At 57.0% G+C, this 26,502-nt stretch carries 16 protein-coding genes; 10 read left to right on the top strand and 6 right to left on the bottom strand.

Annotation, left to right across the window (positions count from 1 at the left end):
* The first annotated feature begins 112 nt into the window (after positions 1-112).
* A complete protein-coding gene (locus EK23_RS17790) occupies positions 113-643 on the top strand; it encodes a DUF3016 domain-containing protein (protein ID WP_045226745.1) in 531 nt (176 codons plus the stop codon).
* Positions 644-828: 185 nt separating this feature from the next.
* On the top strand, positions 829-1,296 hold the full coding sequence (locus EK23_RS17795; protein WP_097991027.1) for a cupin domain-containing protein: 468 nt from the start codon (positions 829-831) through the stop codon (positions 1,294-1,296).
* Between the two features lie 78 nt (positions 1,297-1,374).
* On the opposite strand, the gene EK23_RS17800 is transcribed toward EK23_RS17795, so the two are convergent.
* Entirely contained in the window at positions 1,375-1,971 is a 597-nt protein-coding gene (locus EK23_RS17800) for a hypothetical protein (protein WP_045226746.1), read from the bottom strand.
* 420 nt (positions 1,972-2,391) lie between these two features.
* On the opposite strand from EK23_RS17800, the gene EK23_RS17805 reads away from it, so the two are divergent.
* Entirely contained in the window at positions 2,392-3,963 is a 1,572-nt protein-coding gene (locus EK23_RS17805; protein WP_082054318.1) for a vanadium-dependent haloperoxidase, read from the top strand.
* 1,085 nt (positions 3,964-5,048) lie between these two features.
* On the top strand, positions 5,049-5,561 hold the full coding sequence (gene fae / locus EK23_RS17810; protein ID WP_045226748.1) for a formaldehyde-activating enzyme: 513 nt from the start codon (positions 5,049-5,051) through the stop codon (positions 5,559-5,561).
* 425 nt (positions 5,562-5,986) lie between these two features.
* Here fae and EK23_RS17815 read toward each other — a convergent pair whose 3' ends face one another.
* From EK23_RS17815 to EK23_RS17830, 4 genes are all read right to left on the bottom strand, one after another.
* The gene (locus tag EK23_RS17815) at positions 5,987-7,105 is read right to left on the bottom strand and encodes an efflux RND transporter periplasmic adaptor subunit (protein WP_235282183.1); all 1,119 of its coding nucleotides are present in this window, start codon (positions 7,103-7,105) and stop codon (positions 5,987-5,989) included.
* Between the two features lie 98 nt (positions 7,106-7,203).
* On the bottom strand, positions 7,204-10,377 hold the full coding sequence (locus tag EK23_RS17820) for an efflux RND transporter permease subunit (RefSeq protein WP_045226750.1): 3,174 nt from the start codon (positions 10,375-10,377) through the stop codon (positions 7,204-7,206).
* A 158-nt stretch (positions 10,378-10,535) separates the two neighbouring features.
* Entirely contained in the window at positions 10,536-12,158 is a 1,623-nt protein-coding gene (locus EK23_RS17825) for a PepSY domain-containing protein (RefSeq protein ID WP_045226751.1), read from the bottom strand.
* A gap of 24 nt (positions 12,159-12,182) precedes the next feature.
* A complete protein-coding gene (locus tag EK23_RS17830; protein WP_045226752.1) occupies positions 12,183-13,079 on the bottom strand; it encodes a dienelactone hydrolase family protein in 897 nt (298 codons plus the stop codon).
* Positions 13,080-13,849: 770 nt separating this feature from the next.
* On the opposite strand from EK23_RS17830, the gene EK23_RS17835 reads away from it, so the two are divergent.
* Positions 13,850-14,911 (top strand): sigma-54 interaction domain-containing protein, encoded by a 1,062-nt coding sequence (locus EK23_RS17835; RefSeq protein ID WP_235282187.1) that lies wholly within the window; start codon positions 13,850-13,852, stop codon positions 14,909-14,911.
* Positions 14,912-15,195: 284 nt separating this feature from the next.
* Here the strand turns inward: EK23_RS17835 and EK23_RS17840 are convergent, their stop codons facing one another.
* Complete coding sequence (locus tag EK23_RS17840; protein WP_045226753.1) at positions 15,196-16,347, bottom strand: sigma-54 interaction domain-containing protein; 1,152 nt, start codon at positions 16,345-16,347, stop codon at positions 15,196-15,198.
* 410 nt (positions 16,348-16,757) lie between these two features.
* Here EK23_RS17840 and tatA point away from each other — a divergent pair, with 410 nt between their 5' ends.
* The 5 genes from tatA to EK23_RS17865 all read left to right on the top strand — a co-directional run bounded on the left by tatA (position 16,758) and on the right by EK23_RS17865 (position 26,206).
* Complete coding sequence (gene tatA / locus EK23_RS22720; RefSeq protein ID WP_082054322.1) at positions 16,758-16,970, top strand: twin-arginine translocase TatA/TatE family subunit; 213 nt, start codon at positions 16,758-16,760, stop codon at positions 16,968-16,970.
* Between the two features lie 226 nt (positions 16,971-17,196).
* On the top strand, positions 17,197-18,486 hold the full coding sequence (locus EK23_RS17850) for an MdtA/MuxA family multidrug efflux RND transporter periplasmic adaptor subunit (protein ID WP_082054319.1): 1,290 nt from the start codon (positions 17,197-17,199) through the stop codon (positions 18,484-18,486).
* A complete protein-coding gene (locus EK23_RS17855; protein ID WP_045226755.1) occupies positions 18,483-21,578 on the top strand; it encodes a multidrug efflux RND transporter permease subunit in 3,096 nt (1,031 codons plus the stop codon). Before EK23_RS17850 ends, EK23_RS17855 begins: the two co-directional genes overlap by 4 nt.
* Positions 21,579-21,642: 64 nt before the next feature.
* Positions 21,643-24,741: an efflux RND transporter permease subunit gene (locus EK23_RS17860; protein ID WP_327037067.1), complete on the top strand. Its 3,099-nt coding sequence runs from the start codon at positions 21,643-21,645 to the stop codon at positions 24,739-24,741.
* A complete protein-coding gene (locus EK23_RS17865) occupies positions 24,725-26,206 on the top strand; it encodes an efflux transporter outer membrane subunit (protein WP_045226756.1) in 1,482 nt (493 codons plus the stop codon). The genes EK23_RS17860 and EK23_RS17865 overlap by 17 nt, the downstream gene beginning before the upstream one ends.
* The last annotated feature ends 296 nt before the right edge of the window (positions 26,207-26,502 follow it).

Raw genomic sequence — 26,502 nt, forward strand, 5'->3', positions numbered from 1 at the left:
GCTGCCAGCTCGACGGGAGGCACTTTTTTTACGGAGGAAGTGTCAAAGCGATGTATTTCGAGACTTCTTCGACTGCTTACTGCCAGGGTCCACGCCCTGTGGAGCATTCATTATGAGCAGAGAGACGACGGCCAGTTTGTTGCTGATAGCGTGTTTGGTGGTTGCCCCGGCGGTGCGGGCGGATGTCTCGGTGAGGTTCGAGCACCCCGAGAATTACAAAGATCTCCAACTCAGCGCCGGCTCAACGCCGAAGATCCAAGCCGACCTCATGAATCAGTTCAGCAAGTACTTCAAGCAGTTGGGGGAGTTATACCTGCCCAAGGGCGACAAGTTGGAGATCGTGGTATGGAATATCGACATGGCGGGGGGATTTGAGCCATGGCGGAGTCCCAACCTCATCTGGACGCGTATCCTGAGTGACTTGTATCCGCCGAGGTACGATCTTCAGTACCGCTGGACCGATGCGGCGGGGCGAGTCAAGGCTGAACAGCGGGAACTGGTCACGGACCTGAATTACCGGGCCATGGTCGGATTCACCGAGTTCAGTCCCCAGGACGCTCTTCGTTACGACAAGGCGACGCTCAAGCGCTGGTTCCGGTCGCGCTTTGCCGGGGAGGCGGGACAGCCGCTGCTCGGCAAGTGAGGAAACCTCATTTTCGCCGCCGCTGATGCCCCAGGTGCAGCCGATGCGCAAATCTGTTGGTGGAAAGGCAGTCGCGCATCTCAGAGCGGACTTGAACGTCGAGGTGTGGTGATTCGAGGCCTTGACCTCTTCTTCGGCCTCGACTTTGCAAGCTGCGTATCTCTGTTTGAACTATAGGAACTTCCATGAATCTGAGAACAACTTCCGGGCGATGGGCCGGCTTCGCCGCTGTTGCTGTGCTAACGGCCTGCTATTCCGATGGCAAGGCCGCGGAGCTAGACCCCAAAGCCATTTCGATTAAACTGCCGGAACAGATCAAATGGGTGGCAAATCCGGGAGGGTCCGAGTCTGCCGTCCTGGTGGGGGATCCCGCCAAACCGGGCCTATACGTGGTGCTCAACAAGTGGAAGGCGCATCACAACAGCAAACCGCATTCGCACCCGAACGACCGATTCATTACGGTGATTTCAGGAACCTGGTGGGTCGGAACAGGGTCCGATTATAAGCCTGATGAATTCAAACCAGTCCCTGCCGGCAGTTTCGTGACGCACTTTGGCAAGGAAGTACACTATGACGGCGCCAAGGAAGGTGATGTCATTTTGCAGATTGTTGGGATCGGACCGGCCACATCGACACCGGCGATCGTTAGATGACAGGCCTTGGCTAAAGGAGCGGGTCGGCGTCCGCCCGACCCGCGTTTGCCGTAGAGAGAGATAGTTGAGCCCGCTTGCTCAGTTGCCTTTCAGGATGCCTGCCGCAAACCAATTGTTGTTAGCCACATTGCGTATCAGCAGGATGGGGCGATTGTCCTCCGTATCCCCCCATTCTGAGGGCGTCAAGCCATTTCCATCGCGCAGCACTCCTTGAATATTGAAATCTCCATTGGCATCAAGATCCACTGGATCAGAATTGTAAGGACCGGAAAAGGTCGGCACGGTTGCGGGCGGCACAGGCAAGTGCCGAACAAACAGCGATGCGTAGACCTGACGCGGCCCTCCGCGTGAGCCGATGTTGCTGCCACCGCCGAGAAGCAGGCCTTTCCCCTGTGCGGAAATGCTCCCATCATCCTGAATCTTCGCCTTGAAGTCATCGATGATCCATACCTGTCCGCCCGCATTGACAATGGGCGCGTCGGCAATGCCCGCGAAAAAGTTATTGGGCTCCGGATAATCATCCTTCAAGTCCGCGGGTGTTGAGTTGTTGTTCACCCGGAAGGGCAGGGCGGAACCAATCCCTCGGTCGAACTGCAGTACGGTGTCAGCCGCAATACAAGGTGAGGCCGAGACCAGAGCCGTTACTAAGAGTGCGGTTTTGGTGGCATTTATCATTTTTGACTCCGAATTGGTGTGTGAATGGCACGCGGGTACTGATATCAGTGCCGCGCATGCCCAGGTCATCTCACAAGATCGGTGCCATCTTGGAAGTGTTTGCAAAGCAATCACATAAAGTGTTGAAGCCTGAGCGGCTGTGGTCTGGTGTGCAGAATTGTGGGATGCCTGCTGTCTTGCAGTCACGGAATCGATGGGCGGCACACTGAAGCTGTTGGTCGAGGGTCAGAACCGCAGCAGGTGCTGTCTTTGGGCAGTCAGGGGAGCGAGAATCCTTTTTGCCCTTTCGTTTCCAGTCCAATCGTTTGGCACTTGGCACGCGATGTGTGAGGAAAAATCGACCTGATAGCCAATGACAGGCTGCCATCCCGGGGAGGCCAGTCCGGGCAGGGACTTTTCAACACCATTTTGGAGTCATTCATGTCAGAGAAAGCCAAAAGATTGCCTTCTACTTTGCGCGTCGCGGTCGCATTTGTACTGGCGTCGATGCCGCCCTGTGTTGTCTACGCGGACGCCGTGACAGACTGGAACGAGATCGCAGTCAAGGCAACGAAAGGTTTCAATGGCACAACCGGTAGCGGAGTTGCGCTGAACTCAAACCTAAGCACTCGCATAGAAGCTATCGCTGCCCGGGCGGTTTTTGATGCCGTCAATTCGATTGACCATTTTGCGCCGAAGGCTTACTACTATGAGGCCAACAATGCCGGTTCCGCGTCAGCTGCAGCCGCGCAGGCTGCGCACGATGTGCTGCTCAATCAATTACCGGATCCTGCCATTGGCGCCGATGCCCGTTGGTCCGGGGTGCGCGCTTGGTTGGATGGACAACTCAACTCGTATTTGTCGGAACAGCAGATCGAACCCGACAATCCCGGCCTCACGGCGGGCAAGAATGCAGCCGCCGCAGCCATTGCAGCGCGCCGTTTTGATAATGCGGCGCCGGTTACGGTCTATGGCGCCGCATTGACCCCAAGTTCGAATCCTGGCTTGGGACTGTGGCGTCAGAGTAACGCCGCGGGAGTGGTCAATCCGGTTACGGGCGCCCCCACAGGTTTCGATGACGCGGGCAAAATTCAGGGTCGCCCAGGCATAGATCTGAATTGGCGTGACGTCACGCCCTTTGGCCTCAGCACACTGCAGAAGGCCGGGTTGGTCGCTAAAGTGCCGCTTTCGCCGCAGCTGGGTAGTGCCGAATACCAGCACGAGCTGGCCTATGTTGAAGCCTACGGCAAGGACGATTCGAGTGTGCGCAGCGCCGATCAGACCGCCCAGGCTTTGTATTACAAGATCGACGCCGAGCTGTTCGTGAATGAAGCTGCCCGGATCGCCTCGATTTCCCGCGGTTATACCCTGGATCAGAACGCTCGACTGTTCGCTCTGCTTGACTCAGTCGTCGCTGATGCCCGCCTTGCCGCCTTTGCATCCAAGTATGAACAGAAGTTTTGGCGTCCTATCACCGCATTGAATGCTGATGCGGATGGGGCGGTCCGAAATGACTACAGCACTTGGCGCCCTTTGGCCTCCACTCCGTCGCACCCTTCCAACACTGCCGGGCATAGTGCCACGGGTGCGGCGGGCTTTGAAATCCTGCGTGCGTTCTTCGGAGACCGCGTCAAGCCCGATGGCAGCGCGGCGACCCTGGGGACGCTCGATTGGCTGACAGGTACAAACAACGGTACCGGCGTCAATACGACCCGGCAGGTAGGCACATTCAGTCAGGCCCAGTTGGAGAACGGTGCCAGTCGGCTTTATCTGGGCGTTCATTTTGGATTCGACAATCTTCAAGGGCAACTCCTGGGGCTAGCGGTCGCGGATGCCATTTTGGATTCCAGTGATCCTGCTGTAGGCAATCTGCGCCGAAACGATACTTCTCCGGCGTCAGCCAAAAGGATCAAAGCGACGCTGTTGAAAGCACCTGAACTTTACGGCTATTTCGGCCTTTCTACGACGGCCGCGCGAGGCGGAAACCGGATTGAAGGAGAAGGCCTAAACTGAGCGAATGTCACCCGGCCCAAAGCGGCCGGGTACTTGGTCTGTGAGATGGACACACAGCGGAGCAAGGCAACCACTGTCGCTGGCTAGGCAGGACCAATTCTCCTCTCGCTCATTTTGTTAAAGGACTGTCGGGGCGCCTCGTTGGCTGGAGGGCCAACGGGGTTGATCACGAACGGGTTCCTGAGCATGCAGGCTTCGGCAGTATGCGCGTGCATGCGCGACAAAATTCAAGATTTCAACGGCACTATAGATCGTACGATTCATGCCATAGGCTTCCCATATTGCCTTCGCAATTTCCACCTGAGTTTCCGGAGCGGATCCCGTGTCCCGGGAGACTGCTCGCATGACCTCGGCATTGCCTGGTATTACATGAAGGACGGCGATGGAATCCGAGTTTGCAAAGTCAAGCTCGTAGATCCGCATTGGGCTAAGGCAGTCTCGCAGGATGGATTTAGCGAGTTCCAGTGCAGAATCGATCGCTGTGCTTCGCTCTCGTGTCGTTCCTGTGGACCGTGCGGTCGGGCCACGCCTTTCAATAACGAGATACCCTGGCAAATAGATGTTCCTCGCCTGGGATATGCGCAAGTCATCTGATTCCCATATGGTTAGCACATCCATAAGTAAACCCTTTACAGCAGTGTTTTGAATTGGCGGCACGGGCATCGTGCCCTTCGCGCGACTTTGGTAATAGGCCTGTCAGCAGAAGCCATGCCACCGGTTGAGGGTCTGCAAAGTGGCGTGGTGCTTGGCCCGGTTTCGCTTCGGGAGTGTTAGGACATACGCCTGGCTGCCTGACTACCAGCAAATTGAGTCTTGGCAGTGGGCCATGCAACAGATGCTCATAGGTCTGGGGTGCGCAAAGCGCTGCAATTTAGTTGGCTTGTGCCTACGTGCAGTCACTCAGGCAGCAGATACTGCTCTTCACTGGACAGCAACTATGAATTGGTGCCGGAAAGGCGCGGAATAAACCTAATTATTCGTGGCATGCATATTGCCATTTTACCTTTGAGGCGGCGCGTGCCTACTTGCTGACGCCGCCCATCTTTCAATTTGAAAATCCCATGGTTTTTTGGAGTAATTTCTAAATGGCTAAGATCAATAAACTATTGGTTGGCGAGGCGCTGGTCGGTGACGGCAACGAGATCGCACACATCGATCTCATTCTTGGGCCCCGGGGCAGTGCGGCGGAAACCGCGTTTGCCAGTGCGCTGGTCAATAACAAGGACGGTTTCACAACACTTCTGGCGGTCGTGGCACCCAACCTGGCGGTGAAGCCGCATACGGTCCTTTACAACAAAGTGACCATCAAGAATGGAAAACAGGCCACTCAGATCTTCGGACCCGCGCAGCGCGGCGTCGCGCTGGCAGTCGCGGATTCAGTGGAGGATGGCACGATCCCGGCCGAAGAGGCCGAGGACATTTTCGTCTCGGTTGGTGTGTTCATCCATTGGCTGGCCGAGGACGACACAAAGATTCAGGATTTCAATTACGAAGCAACCCGGATTGCAATCAAACGTGCCGTGACCGGAGAGCCCAGCGCTGCAGAGGTCGTTTCTAAAAAGGCCATCACCGATCATCCGTTCCAGGCGCACAAGTAGTCGAAGCACGCTGGAAAACCCGCCTGCGCGCCTGCAAGCCGGCGTGTGCCGCGCGCGCGGGCAGGGTTCTCCGGACCGTATGCTGGGGAGAGGTGAGGTGATGGCGCAGGGGGTTGTCGAGGCCTCACAGAGCTTTCTTGGAGTTGTGCAAGCCCATGGCTTTTGGTTGTCGGAGCATGACTGAAACGTCGGCAGAGATCATTCCGTTTCCGGATGCCAAAAGCTGGGATGCAATAGCTCGGCGTTATGCGGACTACGCTTTGAGCGGAGACCCGAGGGCAGCCTGCTTTTATCTTGAGCACGTACTCGGCGAGTTTCGCCTTTCCAGGCCACCAGCCAAGCTTTGCAGCGCTATCCAGGATGAGTTCAGACGGCGAGGGCTACGCGGCCCCCTGCGGTTCTAGGGATGCCCGGGAATCGTCGGGTTAACGACCGCCTGCTGTTTTCAAAGTGTCGTTGCGTTCGGCCACTGGCGCCGTACTGACACTTTCGCCATCCACGAGCAAGTCGGACGGACTCGCTACCAAGGTATCGTCCAGGGAAATTCCTTCCAGCACTTCGACTTCCCGGCCGAAGTCTCGCCCAATGCCGACTCGACGAAACCGGATTCGATTTTCCCCATCGACCGTCACGACACGGGTCCCTTCAGCCTCGATGACCAGGACGTTGGCAGGCACGATCAGGGCGCTCGAATTGCCCCTCATTGTGAGGCTGACATCGGCGTAGGCGCCAGGGAGCAAGCGGCCATCCTTATTTTCCAGGATGACGTCGACCTGTCGGGTGCGGGTCATGGGGTCCAAGGCGCCCGCGATGTGCTCGATGTGCGCTTTGCGGGGCTTGCCTTGGATTTCCGGAAAATTGATGGTGACTTCCCCGCCGAGCTGGATGTCCGCCGAGTAGATCTGGGGTACTTGTACGGTTAAGCGAAGAGGATCGGTCTGTGTCAGAGCGAAGAGTTCCTGGTTCCCGGCCGTGATCAGATTGCCGACATCGATGCTGCGCCGTGTAATGACTCCGGCGAATGGGGCGATAATGTGCCGATAGCCCTCGAGGTTTTGCAGCCTTTTCACGTTTGCCTCGGCCGCTGCGAGGTCGGCCTCGGCCTGCAGTGCGGCACTGCGCTTTTCATCGTATTCCTGCGGAGTAGCGCTATCGTTCTGGCTCAAAATCTTCCATCGCTTCCAGGTTGAACGAGCCAGATCCAGGCGGGTTCTGACCTGGGCAACGGTGGCTTTGGCTTGCGCCAGTTCTTGATCCAGTTCCGGGACATCGATGACGGCGAGAAGCTCGCCTTTGCTGACCTGGTCGCCGATGTTCTTGTACCAGGCGCTCAAATAGCCGTCGCAGCGGGCGAATATTTGAGTTTCGGTGTTGCCTCGCAGGGTTGCTGGCAAGCCGATACGCCGGCCACTTTCTGCTGGCTTCGGGTGAACGGTGATCACGCTACGCGGGAGACTTGCCAGGGTGCGCTGGCGTAGCTCTTCCCCGTGTTGCTGGTTGATGGCCAGCCGCGCCACGCCGCCTGTGGACAGTGCCAGGAGCACGGTGAAGCCGATTCGCTTTGACCACGCCAGTGTTCTATGCGCGTGTGTTCTGGAGGCGAGCGTACCGGCCGATGTCGGGTGAGAGTTCATGAATGGGTTCAGGACGTTGCTGAAAGGGCGCGGGTTGAGTAGCGGTGGTCGAGCCAGCGATGGGCGCCAGCAAAAATCAGAGGTACAAATAACAGTGTCGATGCGGTGGCGAAGGCAAGGCCGCCTATCACCGCCCTGCCTAATGGGGCATTCTGCTCGGCGCCTTCCCCAAAGCCCAAGGCCATGGGAAGCATGCCAACGATCATGGCGAATGCGGTCATGAGCACGGGCCGAAGGCGAGTCGCCGCGGCTTCCAGTGCAGCCGTGACTGGAGGCACGCCCTCCGCCAGGCGTGTGCGCGCGAAAGACACCAGCAGGATGCTATTGGCCGTGACTACACCCATAGCCATGATCGCGCCGGTAAGGGCTGGTACGCTCAATGTGGTTCCGCTGAGAAACAGGGTCCAGCAGATCCCAGCCAAAGCGGCGGGAAGTGCGCTGACGATGATGAGGGGGTCCAGCCAGGATTGAAAATTGACCACCAACAGCAAATAAAGCAGCAAGATTGCAACGGCGAGCCCGGTTCCCAGTCCGAGGAATGAGCTGCGTAGGGTCTCGATCTGCCCGCGAACCGCGATTTCCGCGCCTTTCGGCAGCAGGGACACTGTCTCCGCCACCAGGGCGTCAATTTCCCGGCCAACCGAACCAAGGTCCCGGCCTGCGACATTGGCATACACGTTGAAGGAATTGTTGGCGTTAATGTGGGTTACCATGGCAGGCTGCAATGAGCGCTTCAGGCTGACGAGGTTCCCAAGGACCTGAGGCTCCTTAAGTGTGCTTCCCGCAACCGGCGTCCGCATCAGCGCGTCGATGCTATCCAGGTTCAGGGGGTTGCCCATCACACCGATATTAACCGTATTGCCATTTGCCGGATTCAACCAATAGGACGGGGCCGTCTGCATACTGCCGCTCAGCGTGAGCAATAGATTTTGCGCCACATCCCTGGCAGACAAACCCAATTGCTGAAGTTGTGTCCGGTTCATTTCGAGGTCCAAAGCCGGCTTATTCAAGCGTTGGTAGACATGGGCATCGACAATACCGGGAATTTCGCGTAAGCGGTTATTAAGGTCAACGACCAGGGGCATGACTTGGTCTGGCTTTCCGCCAACAAACTGGATATCGATGGGGGCAGGAATGCCGAAATTGAGAGTCTGGCTGACTTGGTCCGCCGGCTGAAAGAAGAACTCCACACCGGGAAATCGGTGCGGAAGCTCCATGCGCAGTTCGGAGATGTAAGATTCGCTTGGCCCGTGAGTTTCTGGGTTGAGGGAAATCATGACCTCGGTATCTGCGGCATCCACGGTACCCGAGTTTCCAAACAGGGTGTTGCGCGTGCTGTAGGGACCGCCAATGATGTCAACGATATCGCCAAGTTCGTCCGCCGGGATGCGTTCGCGGATGACGCGTTCCACCGCATCCACCAGCCTGGGCATTTCCTCGATGCGGGTGCCGGACGGCGCGCGAACATGCAGGCGAATTTGTCCCGCGTCCACGGCAGGGAATAAGTCCTCTCCCAGCAGGGGGGCCAGCCCCAGGGACAGCAGGCAGATACCGAGGAACAAAGAACCGAAGCGGGCCTTGTGTTTGAGCAGATGGCCGAGAAGACTCACATAATGATCGCGGAAGCGTTCGAATCCGCTTTCGAAGGCATGGTGAATCCGGCGAAACCGGCCAGACTGCGCGATCCTTGTCGGGTGGCTGCCGTGTTGGCTGGACATCGAATACATCACCAGCGTCGGCACCAGGGTCCGCGAGAGCACATAGGAGGCCAGCATGGCGAAGACGACGGCTTCCGCCATGGGCACGAACAGGCTATGGGCGACTCCGGTGAGGAAGAACATAGGGACGAAGACGATGCAAATGCATAGCGTCGATACAAAGGCTGGCAGCGCGATTTCCTGGGCTCCATCCAGGATGGCCTGATGCGGGTTCTTTCCCATCAGCATCTGGCGCTCGATGTTCTCGATCTCCACCGTCGCGTCGTCCACCAGAATTCCGACCGCCAGGGCAAGTCCACCCATGGTCATCAGGTTGATGGTCTCCCCCATGAGAAATAGGAGAATCAGCGAACTCATGATGGATAGCGGAATTGAAACCGCGATGATGCAGGTGCTCCGCCAGTTACCGAGAAACAGCAGGATCATGGCGGCCGTGAGGCTTGCCGCGATCAGGGCTTCGTGCAAGACGTTGCCGATGGCCGCCTTCACGAACAATGACTGGTCGAACATCAGACGCATGTCGATACCGTCTGGCATGAGTTCCAGCATCTTCGGAATCGACGCCTTGACATGCTCCACCACGTCCAGGGTGGAGACGCTTCCCACCTTGAAGATTGAATTGATGATCCCGCGCTCGCCATTCTGGCGGGCGATGGTAGTTACGGGAGTCGAGCCGTCTCGCACATTGGCGACGTCCTTGACGAGTGTGGTGGTGCCTTGCATGGTGCGCACAGGCAACTCACCCAAGCGGGGGATGGCGGCGATACTGCCATTTAGTGTCACGTCGTACTCGGTCGAGCCAATTTTTAGCGTTCCGGTGGGCAGGATCAGGTTTTGCTCCGCCATGGCATCCACCAGATCGGCCGGCGCAAGGCCGCGTGCCAACAGGGAGGTTGGATCGACATTCAAGGTGACCTGGCGGCCTTTGGATCCATAGGGGCTGGTTAGGGCGACGCCGCGCTTGGCTTGCAGGACATTTCGCACGATGTTGTTGGTGAGGTCGTTGACCTCGGTTTCCGGCACGGTCGCGCTGGAGATTCCCAATTGAACCAGGGGCAGGTCCGCAGCGGAGTACTGGATGATCTGAGGCGGTGAGGTGTTCGTGGGGAGAGATCGATAGACCGAGTTACTGCTGGACATCACCTGCGCAATGGCGGTGCGGATGTCGGTCCCGGGGTGGAAAAAGACCTTGATGACCGAGGCTCCCGCGAGCGACAGTGACTCGCTGTGCTCTATGCCGTCGATGAGCGACATGGATCGCTCCACGTTTCCAGCGAGGCGGTCGGCGATTTCCTTTGCGTTCATGCCCTTGTAGTCCCAAAGCATGGCGACGACGGGAATGTCGATACGGGGAAAAATGTCCGTCGGCATTCGTGTCAGAACGTAGGGCATGGACAGCAGGATGAGTAACGCCGCGACCACAAAGGTATAGGGTCGGCGCAAGGCGATATTGACTATCCACATGGGCAGCGCGGTCGGGGCGGTCTCAGTTGGGGCTAAGGGGATCGGTTATGAGGTGTCGAAGGGCACTGACCAAGTTCAATGCCCATCGTGGCGGTTGCCGTCTGGGGATTCATACACATGTTCGGGACAGCGGGCGGCACCGCGAACACGGATTCCCTTCAGCCCGCTGATGTTTCAGGCAATGGCGTGGCACCGACCTGGATCGGCGTGCCCGCGCGCCTCTTGACACGGAAGGTGAGCTTAAGCCGTTTCCAGGCGAGCCATACCGACGTGACGCTCAGCACCAACCCGAGACCGATCCATGTAAGCATCCAGGCGTCCCACAAGGGACGGACCTGCAGCCAGGCAAGATCCCAGTAGTGCAGCAGATTGAAGGCCCAGCGAAAGACCCGGCGGCTTTGGTCCTGCTTAACCAAAATGCGCCCGTCCAGCGGATCGACATAGAGTCTGCTGCCGGATGAGTCCGCGACATCGACCCTGGCGGCGGGTAGCGGCCGGTCCCAGGTTCCCCGGCCACGGCGCGGATAATAGTAGCTGTCATAGTCGTCCAGCGCTGCCGCGGTGATGCTTTTCTCAACTCCGTACAGTCTGTGTGCGGCGTCCAGCAGAGCGGCTTCGCTGAAGCGCTCCGCGCCGCCCTGGGTTGAATGGACGAAACGAGCACCATCTGCGGTATAGGCCAGCAAGATTGCCTCCCCACCCAGACGGCGCCAATTGAGTTCCACAACCTCGGATTCATCCAATAGGCCGGGCTTCCAGTCGCGCATGGTCTGCGGCAAGTCGCTTCCAAGGTACTGGACCAATTCTGCTCGGCTGGGATTGGCATTTGAGAACATCTGCCAGGGATTGGTCGAAAGATATCCACTCAATCCCCAACCCAAGGCAACCGTGCCTCCAATCAGTCCGCCCCAGAAGTGCCACTTCCACCAGACGTCACGGTATGGCTGAGTGCGGCCCCGAGAGTATGTGGGTTTGCCAAACCAACCGGGACGCCATCTCAGCCAGCCGATGATGAGGCCAGTCAAGCATGCGGCAGTCGCGCCAAATCCCAGCCAAAGCTGCACATTGTGACGAGATTCCCCCGGGCTGATCACATCGATGAAGCGCAAGAGGTGGATCCAGTTTCCAGTGTAATAAAGCGCGCGCTCGAATTCAGTCGACGCACGAATCACTTCGCCGGTGCGGGCGGAAATCAAGAGTTGGGTTCCGTGTCCGTCCTCGACCGCGATGCGATGGAAGGGCTTCCAGGATTCTTGATTGTTCAGGGTGCTATCAGTTTCAATCGTATCCAGGTAGCTTACCGCAGCCGGGCCGCCTTCGCTGCTGACCCAGTGCGCAGCGGTGCGCAGGGCATCTTCGACGCTGATCCGCCGCAGGGTACCGTCCAGGGCCGATATGGCGAACCGTTTACCGGGGCCATTTTCAATCAGCCAAACCGGCTGTCCAGCCTCGCGCAGCAATCGTGCATCGACAATACTGTCCGCACTTGCGCTTGCTTTAGCGCCAGTCTGCGCCGTTGGCTGGGTTTTGCCCTCTGTTAAGAGCGCTTTCTCGGCCGTTGCCTGCGCCTTTCTGGCGGCGGCGCTTCGCTCCCAGGCCTCACCCAGACTGAGCCAATCGGCCTGCGGTTTCAAAGGTTCCGCGTGCTGCAACTGCGCTTCACGGCTCTCATTGAGGTTCTCCGTGTACATGATGACAATGCCCGAGGCAAACCAGACAGCCATGAACAACGCCAGAAGCACACCTATCCAGCGATGAATCCAAAACAGCGTACTTTTCATTCCGGTGTTTCCCCTTTTGCCGAATCAGGCGCGTAGATACTTGTTGAAAAATTCGATGGTTCGCTGCCACGCCAGCTTGGCGGCGGCCTCGTCGTAACGGGGTGTGGTGTCATTGTTGAATCCATGCTGAACACCTGGGTAAATGAAGGCCTGGTAATTGATCTTGGCGGCCTTTAAGGCTTCTTCATAGGCTGGCCAGCCGGCATTGATTCGATCATCGCTTCCGGCGTAGTGAAGCAGGAGCGGGGCCTTGATCTTGGGTACGTCAGTCGTCGGCGGCTGATTGCCATAGAACGGCACCGAAGCGGCGAGTTCGGGGATTCGGGTCGCCAAGTAATTTGAAATGCCTCCGCCATAGCAGAATCCGACGACTCCAACCTTTCCATTTCCCTCCGGTAGGTACCTGAGAATACCGGCAGCCGAAACGAAGTCGGCTCGTGTTTTGGTCTGGTCCAATTTCTGGAATAGTTCGCGGGCTTTATCTTCGTCTCCTGGGTAGCCACCCAGCGGAAACAGCGCATCCGGAGCAAAGGCAATGAAGTTGTCCAGCGCCAATCGCCTGGCAATGTCTTCGATATGGGGGTTCAGCCCGCGGTTCTCGTGAACGACAAGGACTGTCGGCAGTTTCTTTCCTTGCGCCTGAGCCGGGCGCGCCAAATAGCCTTTTATTTTTCCATAGCCCTCAATACTGGTTGCGAATTCCACATAGCTGGTCTGGATGCGCGGGTCGTCGTTAGCCACCTGTTGGGCTTCGGCAAACCTGGGGCTCAATGCTTCAAGGAGGCCGGCCGCTGTAATTCCGCCGATCGCGAATCGCGCGGCACCCTCCAGGAAGCCACGGCGGCTGGTTGCTCCATGGACATAGCTGTCAAAGAGTTTGAGGACTTCCGGATGAAAGTCGTCGGCGGTTTTGCGCGGCATCGTAAGGTTCCCCCATTTGGCTTTGAAGATGTGCGTGTTCGGGAACCTGCGGACACCGATGTGATGTTGGTTGGCAGTTCCCTATGTGTTCGTAAGGAATCAGCAGCCATCGTGCCAGAGCTGGCCAATTTGGCGATTGTGCCCACTTTCGAGCATGGAGCGGCGTAAGACTCTGATCGAATGTTCCATGCGCAACACATCAATCAGGCCTTAGCTCATCCATTAGGCCCTGACCTGCTGCTCAGGCACCATTTGGTTGTTTGCCTGTTGATGGTGAGACAGAGGGAGTCATTGAGGGCATCAGCATGGACAAATCCAGCGGCGAACCAGTGCCCCGTCGGAGAAATTCAGGTTTTGTCCCAGGGAAATGGAACCGGGATTTGGTACCTTGAACTCGGTTCTTGTAGGCCGAAGCAATTCCGCTTCCAACGCATTTCAATGCGTTCAGGCGCGCAATCGAAGGAAAACTTGTGAATATTGTGGTGAGGTCGCCTGCTGGCAGTTCCATGGCCATGTTGGGGATGGCGCAGCTATTGCAAAACTCCAAGACGAGCTTGCAACGGCACGGGCCGACGGCTAGTGGCGTCGACGAGCCGGGTTACTCGTGCACTCGCGGGACGCTCCTATCAAATCACGTGCGACCGGGCACAAATATTGGGGTGCCTGGTTGCGCAATTTCCGTTGGAGCAGATGTTCTCAATATGGATACTGATTCAGGCGATATAGATTCCAAGTCGACGTCCGTGCTCAGCTTTGCGGCGCCACGGTCCATGAGCAATTCCGTCCGGGCCAGTGCGATGGTTTTCGAGGACACTTTGTCCAGAAGGTTGTTGGACCAGATCCAAAGGATTGCTCCGAGCGACGCCACTGTGCTGATTACGGGAGAGACAGGCACGGGCAAGGAGTTGATAGCCCGTAAGATCCACGCCATGAGTTTGCGTGCGAAGGAGCGCTTCGGTGCGGTCAATTGCACGGCTTTAAGTGAATCACTCATCGAGAGTGAGTTGTTCGGTCACGAGAAAGGCGCATTTACTGGCGCTTTGGAAAACAAGCAAGGCTGGTTTGAAACGGCGAACAAGGGGACCTTGTTTCTCGACGAAGTGGGCGACATGCCCCTCGGCCTCCAGGCTAAACTGCTGCGGGTACTCCAGGAACGAGAGGTTGTGAAGGTTGGCTCGCGCAAGGCCACTCCCATCGATGTCCGGGTCATTGCGGCAACCAACGTGAATCTTGAGGATGCCGTAGCAGCAGGACATTTTCGTCCAGATTTGTACTACCGGTTTAACGTCGCAGCAATTCATCTTGCGCCGCTCCGTGAAAGGAAGGGCGACATACTGCCACTGGCACGGCATTTTCTGCAGGTTTACAGCAGTCACCTCGGTTATGAGGCTGACCTGGCGCCTGAAGCAATCCATCTGTTGCTCGAATATGACTGGCCGGGAAATATCCGGGAGTTGGAAAACGCCATTCATCGCGCCCTGCTGGTATGTCCTGCAGGGCGGCTGAGGCCACAGGACTTCAAGCTGTCGGGGTTACGCCCGCAGGCCCCGCCGCAGGTGCTGAAAAGTTCGTCATCTTTGGAGTCTGCGCTACGCGGCCTGTTTGATTCGGCACCTCCAAAATTATTCGAAGTAGTCGAGGAGGCCTTGATACGGACCGCCTATGACTATTGCGACCGGAATCAGGTGCGTACTGCGCGATTGCTTGACATCAGTCGGAACATCCTTCGCCATCGCATGGCACAGTATGGTATTTCATGCGCAAGTAAGAACGGAAAGCGAGTTGACATAGCGGTCAACTACCAGCAACCGACCGACCGCGTTCGAATCTGAACCAGTTACTTATTTACCCGGCCCTTAAATTGGCCGGGTAAATGCGGGGCATGGATGCCTCGGCGCGGCCATAGGCCGCGTCAGCCAAGGTCGGGCGCGTACCGACCTTGGCGTCGGCCCGACATGCCAGGAGGGTATTTTCGGGCCTGATCAATAACGTGGATGTGGGTTGTTGAAGACATCCGGGTCGGCTGTCTTCGTTGCTGAGAGCAGCGGGATAGGAACGTGGGGGGCAACTCGTGACAGAGCGGGGATGAGCAAAAAGCTGCTGCCCCCGCGCTGATTCAAGCGACTTGTTCGTTAAAGCTTGTTGCGGGGAATAAGCTGATTTCAGGGGGCCGCCGGACCGGCGTTGACAGCATCCCATAAATCGCCATCCGGTGGCGAAGCACATTTCGGCTGATGTCGAGCAGCTTGGCTGTCTGCACTTGGTTCTGCTCGCAGAACTCATAGGCGGTCCGTATCAAGGCCTCTTCGATGAGTTCATACAAGTTGGGCGGATTGTTTTCACACAGTTGCCGCAGAGCCGATTCGAGCGCCGATGTAGCCGAGTGACTCGTGGGGAGCGGTTGCTGAGACCGAACCCCCGTAAGTTTGAAGTCCTCGGCCCGCAAAGACGAGCCAGGGCAAACTAACAATGCGCGGTGAATGGCGTTTTCCAACTCCCGGATGTTTCCCGGCCAGTCATAATTGAACAGCAATCGAGTGGCGCTATCAGATAGGCTGATCTCCCGGTAGTCCAGGCGCTTACTGTAAATGTCCAGGAAGTGGTGGGCCAACGGCAGAATGTCGCCTGGGCGCTCACGAAGTGGCACCAACCGAATGGTGGCCACGTTGAATCGATAGTACAGGTCGGCCCGGAAGTGTCCGGCAGAAACGGCTTCTTCCAAATTGACATTGGTCGCGGCAATGACGCGCACATCGATTGGCGTCGGTTTACGGGACCCGACCTTGACGACTTCCCGTTCCTGGAGAACACGCAGCAGCTTAGCCTGGAGGCCCAGGGGTAGATCGCCCACCTCGTCGAGAAACAGACTGCCTCGATGGGCTGTCTCGAACCAACCGTCCTTATTGGTGAGCGCTCCGGTGAAGGCGCCGCGCTCATGTCCGAACAACTCGCTCTCGATCAGGCTTTCACTCAAGGCTGCGCAATTCAGGGCGCCAAACGGGCCTTCACGGCGGCGGCTTAAAGCGTGAATGTGGCGGGCGACCAGTTCCTTGCCGGTTCCCGTTTCGCCAATGATGAGGACCGTAGCATCGCTCGGCGCGATGCGCTCGATCTGCTCTAGCAGCCGTTTCGATTCAGGATCTTCAAAGACGAGGGCGCTCGCTCGAACAGAGAGAGAGAGGGCGCGCGAGTCTTCAAAGGCCAGAAGTTTTCCGTTCTGAAAACGTGTGGGCTGTTCCGGCTTTGCTGTCGTATTGCTCGGGTCCATTTCTCTCCTCCTCGACTAGGTACACCAAAGGGTTGGTCAGTGCCCGGTTAGCCGCGAATTTGAGCGTAAAGATGCCAACTCGCGTTAATTGCACGGCTCAGACTGACGGTTGACATCGATTCTAGCGAGTCAGTTGTGATTCAAAAAGAATTAAAGATTTAATGCTTATTCCTGAATGAACTAAAAGCGTTTTAAGTGACCGTCTTGTCCGCGCATTTGAACCGAGTTCGCGTTCTGAATTAAGTGCCCGGATAAGCACTTTGCTCATGCTCCGTTCCATTGACAGCACTGGCGCGCGAATTGCTTAAAGCTCAGTGCTCCGATAACAACTGTGTGCCGGGCCTGCAGCGTATCAAGAATAGGGCTGGGGACCTTAACTATTGGTTTCAACAATATAAAGAGGCTGAATGATGGGTATAGGCGTTCCTGAACTTGCATTGCTTTTTCTAATCGTGCTCGTGGTTTTCGGTACCAAGCGGCTTCGAAATATCGGCGGTGATCTCGGCGGCGCAATCCGCAGCTTTCGCCATGCCATGAAGGACGATGGCGACGAGGCCGAGGCCGCCGTCAAGCACGTTTCACTGAATCGAGTCGGTGTTAGGCAGTCTGATGGCGCAGAATAGGGAAAGGCCAGTCCATCAAGAGTTGTGTGGCCGCGCTGCTTGGCTGCTGCTTGGCAAACATTGATTCAGCAAGCCTGTTGAGCTGGCACCAGCTTAAGAAGTCCGCTTGGTCTTCCTTAATACGGCGGCAATCAAAATTCGCGTAAAACTTGATCGCTCCTTGCGATGGATTCGCTAACACCAACCGCTTCAGTGTTCGGCCCTTTTCTGTTGATTTACGCAGGTCATGAGCGAAAAAGAAGTTTTGACGTCTGATGGCGCGCCGAGCCTCACCAGGCGATTCAGATTTGCCTTTGGAATTGCCTTCTTGGTTACAACCGTTGCAATAGGATTTGCGTTCGTCCCGGATCGATCTGGAACGGGTGCGCGCGCCGACGGAACAGGACAGGTAAAGCGCGGAGGATCTTCCGGCGAGGTGCCGATTAGCACCGCAGTTGCCGTTCGTGGCAATCTGCCACTGCACCTTGATGGCTTGGGCACGGTTACCGCAATCAATACCGTCACTATTCGTTCAAGGGTGGACGGGGAACTCCTGCGCGTACATTTCACTGAAGGACAACCGGTACACAAGGGCGAACTTCTAGCGGAAATTGATCCCCGTCCCTTCGAGGCACAGTTGGCCCAGGCAGAGGGCCAATTGGCTCGCGACGAAGCCTTGCTGGATAACGCAAGAGCCGACCTGCAGCGTTACCAAACCTTGCTGCTTCAGGATTCCATCTCGAATCAGCAGGTGGCTGGCCAGGCGGCGCTGGTGCGTCAGTATGAGGCCGCTGCGCGCGTGGATAAAGGACAGATTGCCGCCATCAAGTTGCAACTGGCCTATTGTCGGATCACTTCGCCCGTGGACGGCAGGGCCGGTCTGCGTTTGGTTGACCCAGGCAATGTCGTCAAGACAAACGACGCAAATGGACTGGTGGTCATCTCTCAAACGCAACCAATCGCCGCAGTTTTTACTTTGTCAGAAGAGAAGTTGCCGCAAGTCATGAGGCAACTTAATGAGGGTAGCAAGCTTAGCGTTGACGCTTATGATCGCAAGGGCACTAATCTTCTGGCGGTTGGAAGCCTGCTTGCTGTAGATAACCAGATTGATGTCACAACTGGCACGGTCAAGCTCAAGGCGTTGTTTCCCAATGCCGATGGTGTCTTGTTTGCCAATCAGTTCGTCAATGTGCGAATGAACTTGTCGCCGCACAGGGATGTTGTGCTGATACCAAGCGCTGCGGTCCAGCGTGGCTCGCAAGGTGAGTTTGCCTATGTGGTCGGTGGGAAAAGCAAAGTCAGGCTGCAGCTTCTAAAGCTAGGTCCTAGTGAAGGACAGCGCGTTGCAGTACTAGAGGGCCTGGATCCCGGCGACGAGGTGGTGATCGAAGGCAGCGATCGTCTGCGTGACGGACAGTCGGTGCGTGTAGTGGCGGCATCGGCCAGTGGAACAGCGAGCGGGACGTTGGTGTCAGCCAGCGAGCCAGTCGCTCAATCGGAACAGCGCAGCACCAAAAGCAAGGAGCATAGGCAGTGAACCTGTCGCGACCCTTTGTCCTGCGGCCTGTTGGCACCTCGTTGCTGATGGTTGCACTGTTACTGTTGGGCCTTTTGGCGTATCGAATTCTCCCGGTGTCGGCTTTGCCTCAGGTGGACTATCCCACGATTCAAGTAGTGACCTTCTACAGTGGTGCCAGTCCCGACGTCATGGCATCGACTGTGACGGCACCCTTGGAACGGCAGTTCGGTCAAATCCCGGGACTCGCACAGATATCATCGACCAGTTCCGGCGGCGCCTCCGTAATCGTACTGCGTTTCGGCTTGGGGCTTGATATTGATGTCGCCGAGCAGGACGTTCAGGCAGCGATCAATTCTGCCGGTAGCTATCTGCCTGCCGATCTGCCTGCGCCTCCGATTTACAGCAAGGTCAATCCGGCTGATGCGCCCATCCTGAGCTTTGCGGTTACCTCTGACGGTTTGCCTCTGTCTCAGGTACAAGAATTGGTCGACACGCGTCTGGCCCAGCGAATTTCTCAGATTTCAGGGGTAGGGCTGGTTAGGCTCAGTGGTGGCAGACGACCGGCGGTGCGGGTGCGTGCCAATCCGAAGATACTCGCGGCCTACGGCCTGAGCTTGGAAGACTTGCGCGCTGCCATCGGCACTGCCAACGTCAATCAGCCCAAGGGCATGGTCGAAAGTGGCAGCCGGACTGAAACGATAAATACCAATGATCAACTGCACGATGCTAGCGAATACGCCGGCATCATCATCGCTTATCGAAACGGGGCTCCGGTGCGGTTAAACGATGTTGCTCAAGTCGTAAACGATGTTGAAAATACCGATCTGGCAGCCTGGGCGAATCGGGCGCCTGCCATCTTGATCAACGTGCAAAAGCAGCCTGGTACGAACGTGATCGAGGTGGCGGACCGCATCAAGGCCTTGTTGCCGGAGCTTCGAGCCGACTTGCCATCTTCGGTTCGCATTGAACCGCTCAGCGACCGAACCGAGAACATAAGCGCTTCGGTGCGCGATGTTCAGCATGAACTGCTTCTGTCGATCGTTCTGGTCATTCTGGTGATCTTCGGATTTTTGAAGAGCGCTCGCGCTACGGCCATTCCTGCCATCGTCGTTCCACTTTCGTTGGTGGGCACGTTCGCCGTTATGTACTTGGCGGACTTCAGCGTCAATAACCTCACCCTCATGGCCTTGACCATCGCCGCTGGATTCGTGGTGGATGATGCCATTGTGGTTATCGAGAATATTTCACGGCATCTGGAACAGGGTGAATCGCCTTTGCAGGCTACCTTGAAGGGGTCGGAGCAGATCGGTTTCACCATTCTTTCCCTGACACTGTCGCTGGTCGCCGTGCTGATACCGTTGCTGTTTATGGGGGACGTGGTCGGGCGCTTGTTTCGCGAATTTGCGGTGACCCTGGCGGTGGCCATCCTGATTTCCGCTGCCGTTTCCCTCACCCTCACCCCGATGATGTGCGCCAGGCTCCTTCGCCATGGCGGGATCGCGAGCGAAGGCGCTGTGATGAGTGCAGCGGCGCATATCTTTGATCGCGTACTCGACGCTTACAAGAGGGCCCTGGACTGGGTGCTCTTGCGACAGGGTCCAACATTGATATTTGCCGCGCTGACCCTTGTCATGACGGTCATACTTTACATGTGGGTGCCAAAAGGGTTTTTTCCGATTCAGGATACGGGCTTGATCCAGGTCGTCACGGAAGCGCCGGCCAACATCTCGTTTTCCGCGATGGCGGCTCGGCAGCAAGACCTGGCATCCGCCGTTCTGCAGGATCCAGCTGTTGATAGAGTGTCCTCTTTTGTTGGGGTCGATGGAGTCAATACCACGCTCAACAGTGGTCGTCTTCTTGTGGCACTGAAGCCTCGGCCGACGCGTGGCGATACTATTGTCGAAGTCAATACGCGTCTTCGCGCGCGCCTATCAGAAGTGCCTGACATCAAGGCCTACTTGCAGCCGGTTCAGGATCTGACCATCGAGAGCCGGCCTAGCCGGGCTCAGTATCAATTTACCCTGGGTGGCGCAGATTCGGCAGAGCTGGGCCATTGGAGCGGCCTGCTGAAGGAGCGCCTTGTGGCCGCGCCGGAATTTTATGAGGTCGCCAGCGATCTTCAGGAGAATGGTGCGCGGATGCACGTGGAGATCGATCGGTCGACCGCGTCGAGGCTAGGAGTCACGCTAAAAGCCATCGACGACACATTGTACGACGCCTTCGGTCAGCGTCTTGTTTCGACAATCTTCACCCAGTCAAATCAATATCGCGTTGTACTCGAAGCAAATCTGTCCAATCCAGGACCTGACACTCTGGGGGACTTGCGCGTTCCATCCACGAGTGGCACGCAGGTTCCACTATCGGCCTTGGCTCGAATTGACGAGCGGGTTGGGCCCCTGGTTCTCAATCGGTTGGACCAGTTTCCTGCCGCTACGCTCTCATTCAACCTGGCATCGGGCGCGTCATTGGAGCAAGCGGTGCGAGCGATAGAAAGAGCCAAGGATGAGATTGGAATGCCGATTTCCATCCGCACCGAGTTCCACGGCGCAACCTCCGCGTTCCGAGACTCTCTGGCCGGAACTCTCTGGTTGATTGTGGCTGCGATCGTCACTGTCTATATCGTGCTGGGGGTCTTGTACGAGAGCTACATCCATCCGCTTACCATTTTGTCTACTCTGCCATCTGCGGGAATCGGCGCCCTTTTGGCGCTAATCCTGGCGGGATCGGAACTCGGAATCGTGGCGATCATCGGCATCATTCTGCTCATCGGAATCGTGAAGAAGAACGCCATCATGATGATCGACTTTGCCTTGGATGCTGAGCGTATAGAAGGCAAGAGCCCGCACGAGGCCATTGTTCAAGCGTGCTTGCTGCGCTTCCGGCCTATTCTAATGACGACCATGGCCGCGCTACTGGGCTCACTGCCTCTGATGCTTGGCTCTGGTGTCGGTTCGGAGTTGCGTCATCCCCTGGGATTGACCATGGTCGGGGGATTGATCGTCAGCCAGTGTCTTACCCTGTTCACAACCCCCGTGATTTACCTGGCGTTTGATCGCCTCAAGCGGCGCCTGTTCGGTATCGGTACGGCAGCCCTGGATGCCGGAGTTTGAGCCTGTGGCATCAATCGAGCCGAATGAGTCAGTCGCTGTTCCCGGATTGGGCCCGCAACTCTTTGTGCACCGTCCCGTAGCAACTAGCCTGCTGGGGCTGGCCATCCTGCTTGCAGGCGCAGTCGCTTATTTGTATCTGCCGGTCGCGCCCATGCCCATGGTGGATTTTCCCACCATTTCGGTAGAGGCGAGGCTGCCCGGCGCAAATCCCGAGACCATGGCCGCCACTATGGCGACCCCCCTGGAGCGGGCCCTGGGACGAATTGCGGGCTTGAGTGAAATGACCTCATCGAGCAGCCTCGGCCGCAGCAACATCACACTTCAGTTCGAACTCTCCCGGGACATCAATGGGGCCATGCGCGACGTCCAGGCTGCGATCAACGCAGCGCGCAATCAGTTGCCGGCGGATTTGCCCAGCCAACCGAGCTTTCGAAAGTACAATCCTGCCGATCAGCCAGTAATTGAAATGGCGCTGATGTCAGACGTGATCGATCGCGGGCAGTTGTTCGATATCGCCTCTACCCGATTGGCGCAGCGCATTTCGCAAATCGGTGGCGTAGGACTGGTGGAGGTGGGTGGCTCATCTTCTCCGGCTGTACGGATTCAACTGAATCCTGGCGCCTTGACCAAGTACGGGATTGGGCTGGAGGACGTTCGCGCGGCGATTGCGGCAGCCAATGTCAATCAACCCACGGGGTCCATCGAGGCCGACGGACATCGATGGGACATTCAAGTCAACGACCAGGCCAAGGTCGCTACGGATTATCTGCCCTTGGTCGTCGCGTACAGAAACGGTGCCGCCGTCCGTCTCAGCGATCTCGGAACGGTGATCGATTCGGTCGAAAACCAGCGCAGCGCGGGATTTGCGAATGGTCATCCCGCCGTTGTGCTCAGAGTGTACAAACAGTCCAACGCCAATATAGTTGAGACGGTGGAACGTGTTTTACGGACGCTGCCGGAACTGGAGGGCGGGCTGCCGGCCTCTGCCGACATTGAGGTACTGATGGAGCGCACCCGCATGATCAAGGCATCATTGCGGGAGGTAGAGCATTGTCTAGCGCTCTCTATCGCCTTGGTCATGCTGGTGGTGTTTTTATTTCTCCGCAATCTTCGCTCCACCTTGATTCCATCGGTGGCGATTCCTGTGTCGTTGATCGGTAGTTTCGCCGTCATGTATGTGTTCGGCTTCAGCCTGGATAATCTGTCCCTTATGGCTCTAGCTGTCGGCACGGGCTTTGTCGTGGACGACGCGATTGTCGTGCTGGAGAACATTGCCGGCAAAATCGAGAAGGGCATGGCGCCCATGCACGCGGCCATCATCGGCGCACGAGAAGTCACGCCAACGGTTGTATCGATGAGCTTATCGCTCTTGGCTGTCTTCATCCCGATATTGCTGATGGGGGGCATGGTAGGTCGCATGTTTCGTGAGTTCGCTGTCACCCTGGCGGCTGCGGTGATGGTCTCTCTGGTGGTCTCCCTTAGCCTCACTCCCATGTTGTGTTCGCGTTTTCTCAAGCGGCACGATTCGACCGATGACCGGGTCCTTTTTCGGTGCTTGGAACACGGATTTCAGGCTCTCATGGCTGCTTACTCACACAGTTTGAAATGGTCGTTACGACACCGGCGCTGTGTTCTTCTTATTTTCTTGGGTGCGGTCGTCCTCAACGTGTACCTGTATACCATCGTGCCCAAGGGTTTTTTCCCGGAGCAGGACACCGGACGCCTGATTGGGGGGGTGCAGACGGACCCAAATCTGGCATTTCCTCTCCTAAAGGCCAAACTGGCCGAAGCACTGGAACGGGCCGGGCGAGACCCGGACGTGCAAGCCGTCGCGGGATTCACGGGGGGCGGCGGTCCCGGCTTCAATGTCTTGCTGAAGCCCCTTTCCGAGCGAACCAGTTCGTCTGCACAAGTTTTGACGCGCTTGCGCGCGCAGTTCAGCAAATTGCCAGGTTTACGCCTCTTCCTGTTCCAGGCTCAGGATGTCCGAACGGGTGGACGCTTTTCCCCGGGAAGCTTCCAGTACACTTTGGAGTCCGGCGACCTGCTCGAACTGCGTCAATGGACCCCCAGACTGGTGGAGGCGCTCGCAAAGCGCCCAGAATTTGAGGACGTCAACACCGACCTGCAGGAGAAAGGCCAGGAATTGCGATTGGAAGTCCAGCGGGATGCTGCCTATCGCCTGGGGGTGACACAAGAATTGATCGATCAGACGCTGAACGATGCTTTTGGCCAGCGGCCCGTTTCCCTGATCTATAACCCGCAGAACCAGTATCGGGTCATCATGGAACTGGACCCTAGCCAATGGCAGACGCCCGAGACTTTGCAGACTCTGCATGTCAGTGTCCCACCCAGTTTGCAATTTCCAGGCGGCCGGCAGATACCTTTGGCCAGTTTTTTGACTCCGAGCCACGCAGCGGCACCCCAGGAGATCAACCATCATGGTCAGTCGGCAGCCGCAACGGTTTCATTCAATCTAAGGCCTGGAGTCTCGTTGTCGCAAGCCGCGAAGATCGTCGAGGAAACTGTGAGCTCTCTAGGCGCGCCAAGTACCCTGCATGGCGGGTTTCAGGGAACCGCCAAGACGTTTCAGCAGTCGTTAAACAGCCAACCCTGGCTGATCCTCACTGCCTTGCTCTGCATTTATGTGGTGCTGGGAGTCCTATACGAGAGCTATGTCCATCCCCTGACGATCCTTTCGACCTTGCCGCCCGCCGGTGTCGGGGCTTTGCTCGCGCTACTCGCTTGCGATACTGAATTCAGCCTGATCGCTTTCATCGGAGTGATCATGCTCGTAGGTATCGTTCAAAAGAATGCCATCATGATGATCGATTTTGCCTTGCAGGAGGAGCGGGACCGCGGTCTGGGTCCGCATGAGGCCATCATGACGGCGTGCCAGCAGCGCTTTCGACCGATCCTGATGACGACCTTGGCTGCCCTGGCAGGGGCCTTGCCGCTCGCGCTGGGCAGCGGCGATGGCGCCGAGATCCGACAGCCCCTTGGCATTTCTATCGTAGGTGGCCTGATGGTCAGTCAGTTTCTGACCCTGTATACCACGCCCGTGGTGTATCTCTATTTGAACGGCTTCCGCTTCTGGTGCCTACGAAGATTATCGTCCACCAAATCCGACAATCAGATCCGATCTCATGAGGCAACAACATAGAATCACAGGGCTAGCCGCTGCTCTCGCTTTAGGTTTCAGTCTTCCCGGCTGCATGACTGGTCAGGACTACACCCGGCCGGAGTTGGCGTTGCCGAACCATTTCAAGGAACAGCCCGGCTGGAAGGTCGTGAAGGGCGATGAACCGCCTTTACGGTTGAATTGGTGGGAATCGTTCAACGATGTTTTGCTTAATCGGCTTGAGGCGCAGGTTGCGACCAACCCATCCTTGGCCCAGGCGGAGGCGCAATTTCGGCAGTCACTGGCCGCCGTGGATACAACCCGTGCCGCCCTGTTTCCCCGCATCAATGCTCAGGCAAGCTATACCCGTTCAGTCCAGCCGAAGGGCCAGAATGAGGTTGTTCCGGGGGTTCGTGAGGTCTTTACAACTGCCCTGACCGCGGCGTGGGAACTGGATTTGTGGGGGCGCATCCGTCGCCAGATCGAAGCGGGCGAGGCCACTGCATTTGCCAGTGCCGCCACGATCTCCGCACTGTCACTTTCTTTGCAATCGCAACTGGCCCAAAGCTACTTTCAACTCAGGACGCTTGACGCGCAAAAGAAGGTGCTGGCGGAGAGCGTTGAAGCATTTCGAAAAACCGTAGAATTGACTCGAAACCGTTACGAAGCTGGCGTCGCCAGCAAGGCGGATGTTGTTCAAGCGGAAACTCAGCTCACTGCGACACAAGCTCAGGCCATTGAACTGGATGTCCAGCGCACACAGCTGGAGCACGCGATAGCAGTATTGATCGGCAAGGCGCCTGCGGAGCTTGATATAGAAGCAAGCTCAGAATTGACCCAGCTTCCTTCCTTACCGGATGCGGTGCCGTCGACCTTGCTTGAACGGCGCCCGGATGTCGTGGCTGCCGAACAGCTGATGGTGGCGGCCAATGCCCAAATTGGCGCTGCGCGCGCTGCTTTCTTTCCCAACATCACACTGAATTTTACCAATGGTTTCCAGAATACGCGCATTGAGCGGTTGCTCACGAGCGCCAGCCATTATTGGGCATTGGGGCCTGCCGCCGCCGCGTTGCCGCTTTTCGAAGGAGGTGCTAAGAACGCGCAACTCAAACAGTCGATCGCGGCTCATCAGGCGACTGCGGCGGCTTACCGGCAGACGGTGCTGTCTGGATTTCAGGAGGTCGAGGATAGTCTCTCAGTTTTACGTGTGCTCGAGGAGGAAGCCAGAGCATTGGCCGAGTCCGTTCGCACCGGGCAGGAAGCGGTCAAATTGACCGTCAATCAATATAAGGCAGGAACTACGAGCTTTCAGGCGGTACTTACGGCGCAGACACAATCATTGGTCAATGAACGCGCAGCCATCGGGGTCCACGGCCGTCGTCTGGATGCCGCCGTGGCTTTGGTTAAGGCACTGGGTGGTGGCTGGTCCACGACTTCACTGAGGGATCATCAGCCTGCAGATGAAGGCGTCGATTGGCGTCACTATCTACCCTATCCCGAAAGCTGAAGTAAGACGTCGGCTAGAAATTCTTTACCGCAGTGTGAGTCTGACAGGCGGCTAGCTTCAAGTAATAAATACTCCCATACGTGGCTATGGCTATTAAGTCATTACGATAATCTGATTGAAGCCAAATTCAACGTGCAGACCGCGACCCGTCTGGCTTGTGCCAGTTTGTTATAAAGTCGTTACGAAAAGTTATTTTTTGGACATAAAGCCCTCTGCTAATCTGGCGCTCACGTTGCGCTAGAGACTGGACATCCGAAACCCGGATCTGGCTCGCGCAGCCGGAAATTGGGTTGACC

The sequence above is a fragment of the Methyloterricola oryzae genome, assembly GCF_000934725.1.
GTDB lineage: Bacteria > Pseudomonadota > Gammaproteobacteria > Methylococcales > Methylococcaceae > Methyloterricola > Methyloterricola oryzae.

What these genes read in the sequence shown, in the direction of transcription:
- EK23_RS17790 (WP_045226745.1), top strand. Translation starts at nt 113, where the DNA reads ATGAGCAGAGAGACGACGGCCAGTTTGTTGCTGATAGCGTGTTTGGTG.
- EK23_RS17795 (WP_097991027.1), top strand. Translation starts at nt 829, where the DNA reads ATGAATCTGAGAACAACTTCCGGGCGATGGGCCGGCTTCGCCGCTGTT.
- EK23_RS17800 (WP_045226746.1), bottom strand. Translation starts at nt 1,971, where the DNA reads ATGATAAATGCCACCAAAACCGCACTCTTAGTAACGGCTCTGGTCTCG.
- EK23_RS17805 (WP_082054318.1), top strand. Translation starts at nt 2,392, where the DNA reads ATGTCAGAGAAAGCCAAAAGATTGCCTTCTACTTTGCGCGTCGCGGTC.
- fae (WP_045226748.1), top strand. Translation starts at nt 5,049, where the DNA reads ATGGCTAAGATCAATAAACTATTGGTTGGCGAGGCGCTGGTCGGTGAC.
- EK23_RS17820 (WP_045226750.1), bottom strand. Translation starts at nt 10,377, where the DNA reads ATGTGGATAGTCAATATCGCCTTGCGCCGACCCTATACCTTTGTGGTC.
- EK23_RS17825 (WP_045226751.1), bottom strand. Translation starts at nt 12,158, where the DNA reads ATGAAAAGTACGCTGTTTTGGATTCATCGCTGGATAGGTGTGCTTCTG.
- EK23_RS17830 (WP_045226752.1), bottom strand. Translation starts at nt 13,079, where the DNA reads ATGCCGCGCAAAACCGCCGACGACTTTCATCCGGAAGTCCTCAAACTC.
- EK23_RS17835 (WP_235282187.1), top strand. Translation starts at nt 13,850, where the DNA reads ATGAGCAATTCCGTCCGGGCCAGTGCGATGGTTTTCGAGGACACTTTG.
- EK23_RS17840 (WP_045226753.1), bottom strand. Translation starts at nt 16,347, where the DNA reads ATGGACCCGAGCAATACGACAGCAAAGCCGGAACAGCCCACACGTTTT.
- tatA (WP_082054322.1), top strand. Translation starts at nt 16,758, where the DNA reads ATGGGTATAGGCGTTCCTGAACTTGCATTGCTTTTTCTAATCGTGCTC.
- EK23_RS17850 (WP_082054319.1), top strand. Translation starts at nt 17,197, where the DNA reads ATGAGCGAAAAAGAAGTTTTGACGTCTGATGGCGCGCCGAGCCTCACC.
- EK23_RS17865 (WP_045226756.1), top strand. Translation starts at nt 24,725, where the DNA reads ATGAGGCAACAACATAGAATCACAGGGCTAGCCGCTGCTCTCGCTTTA.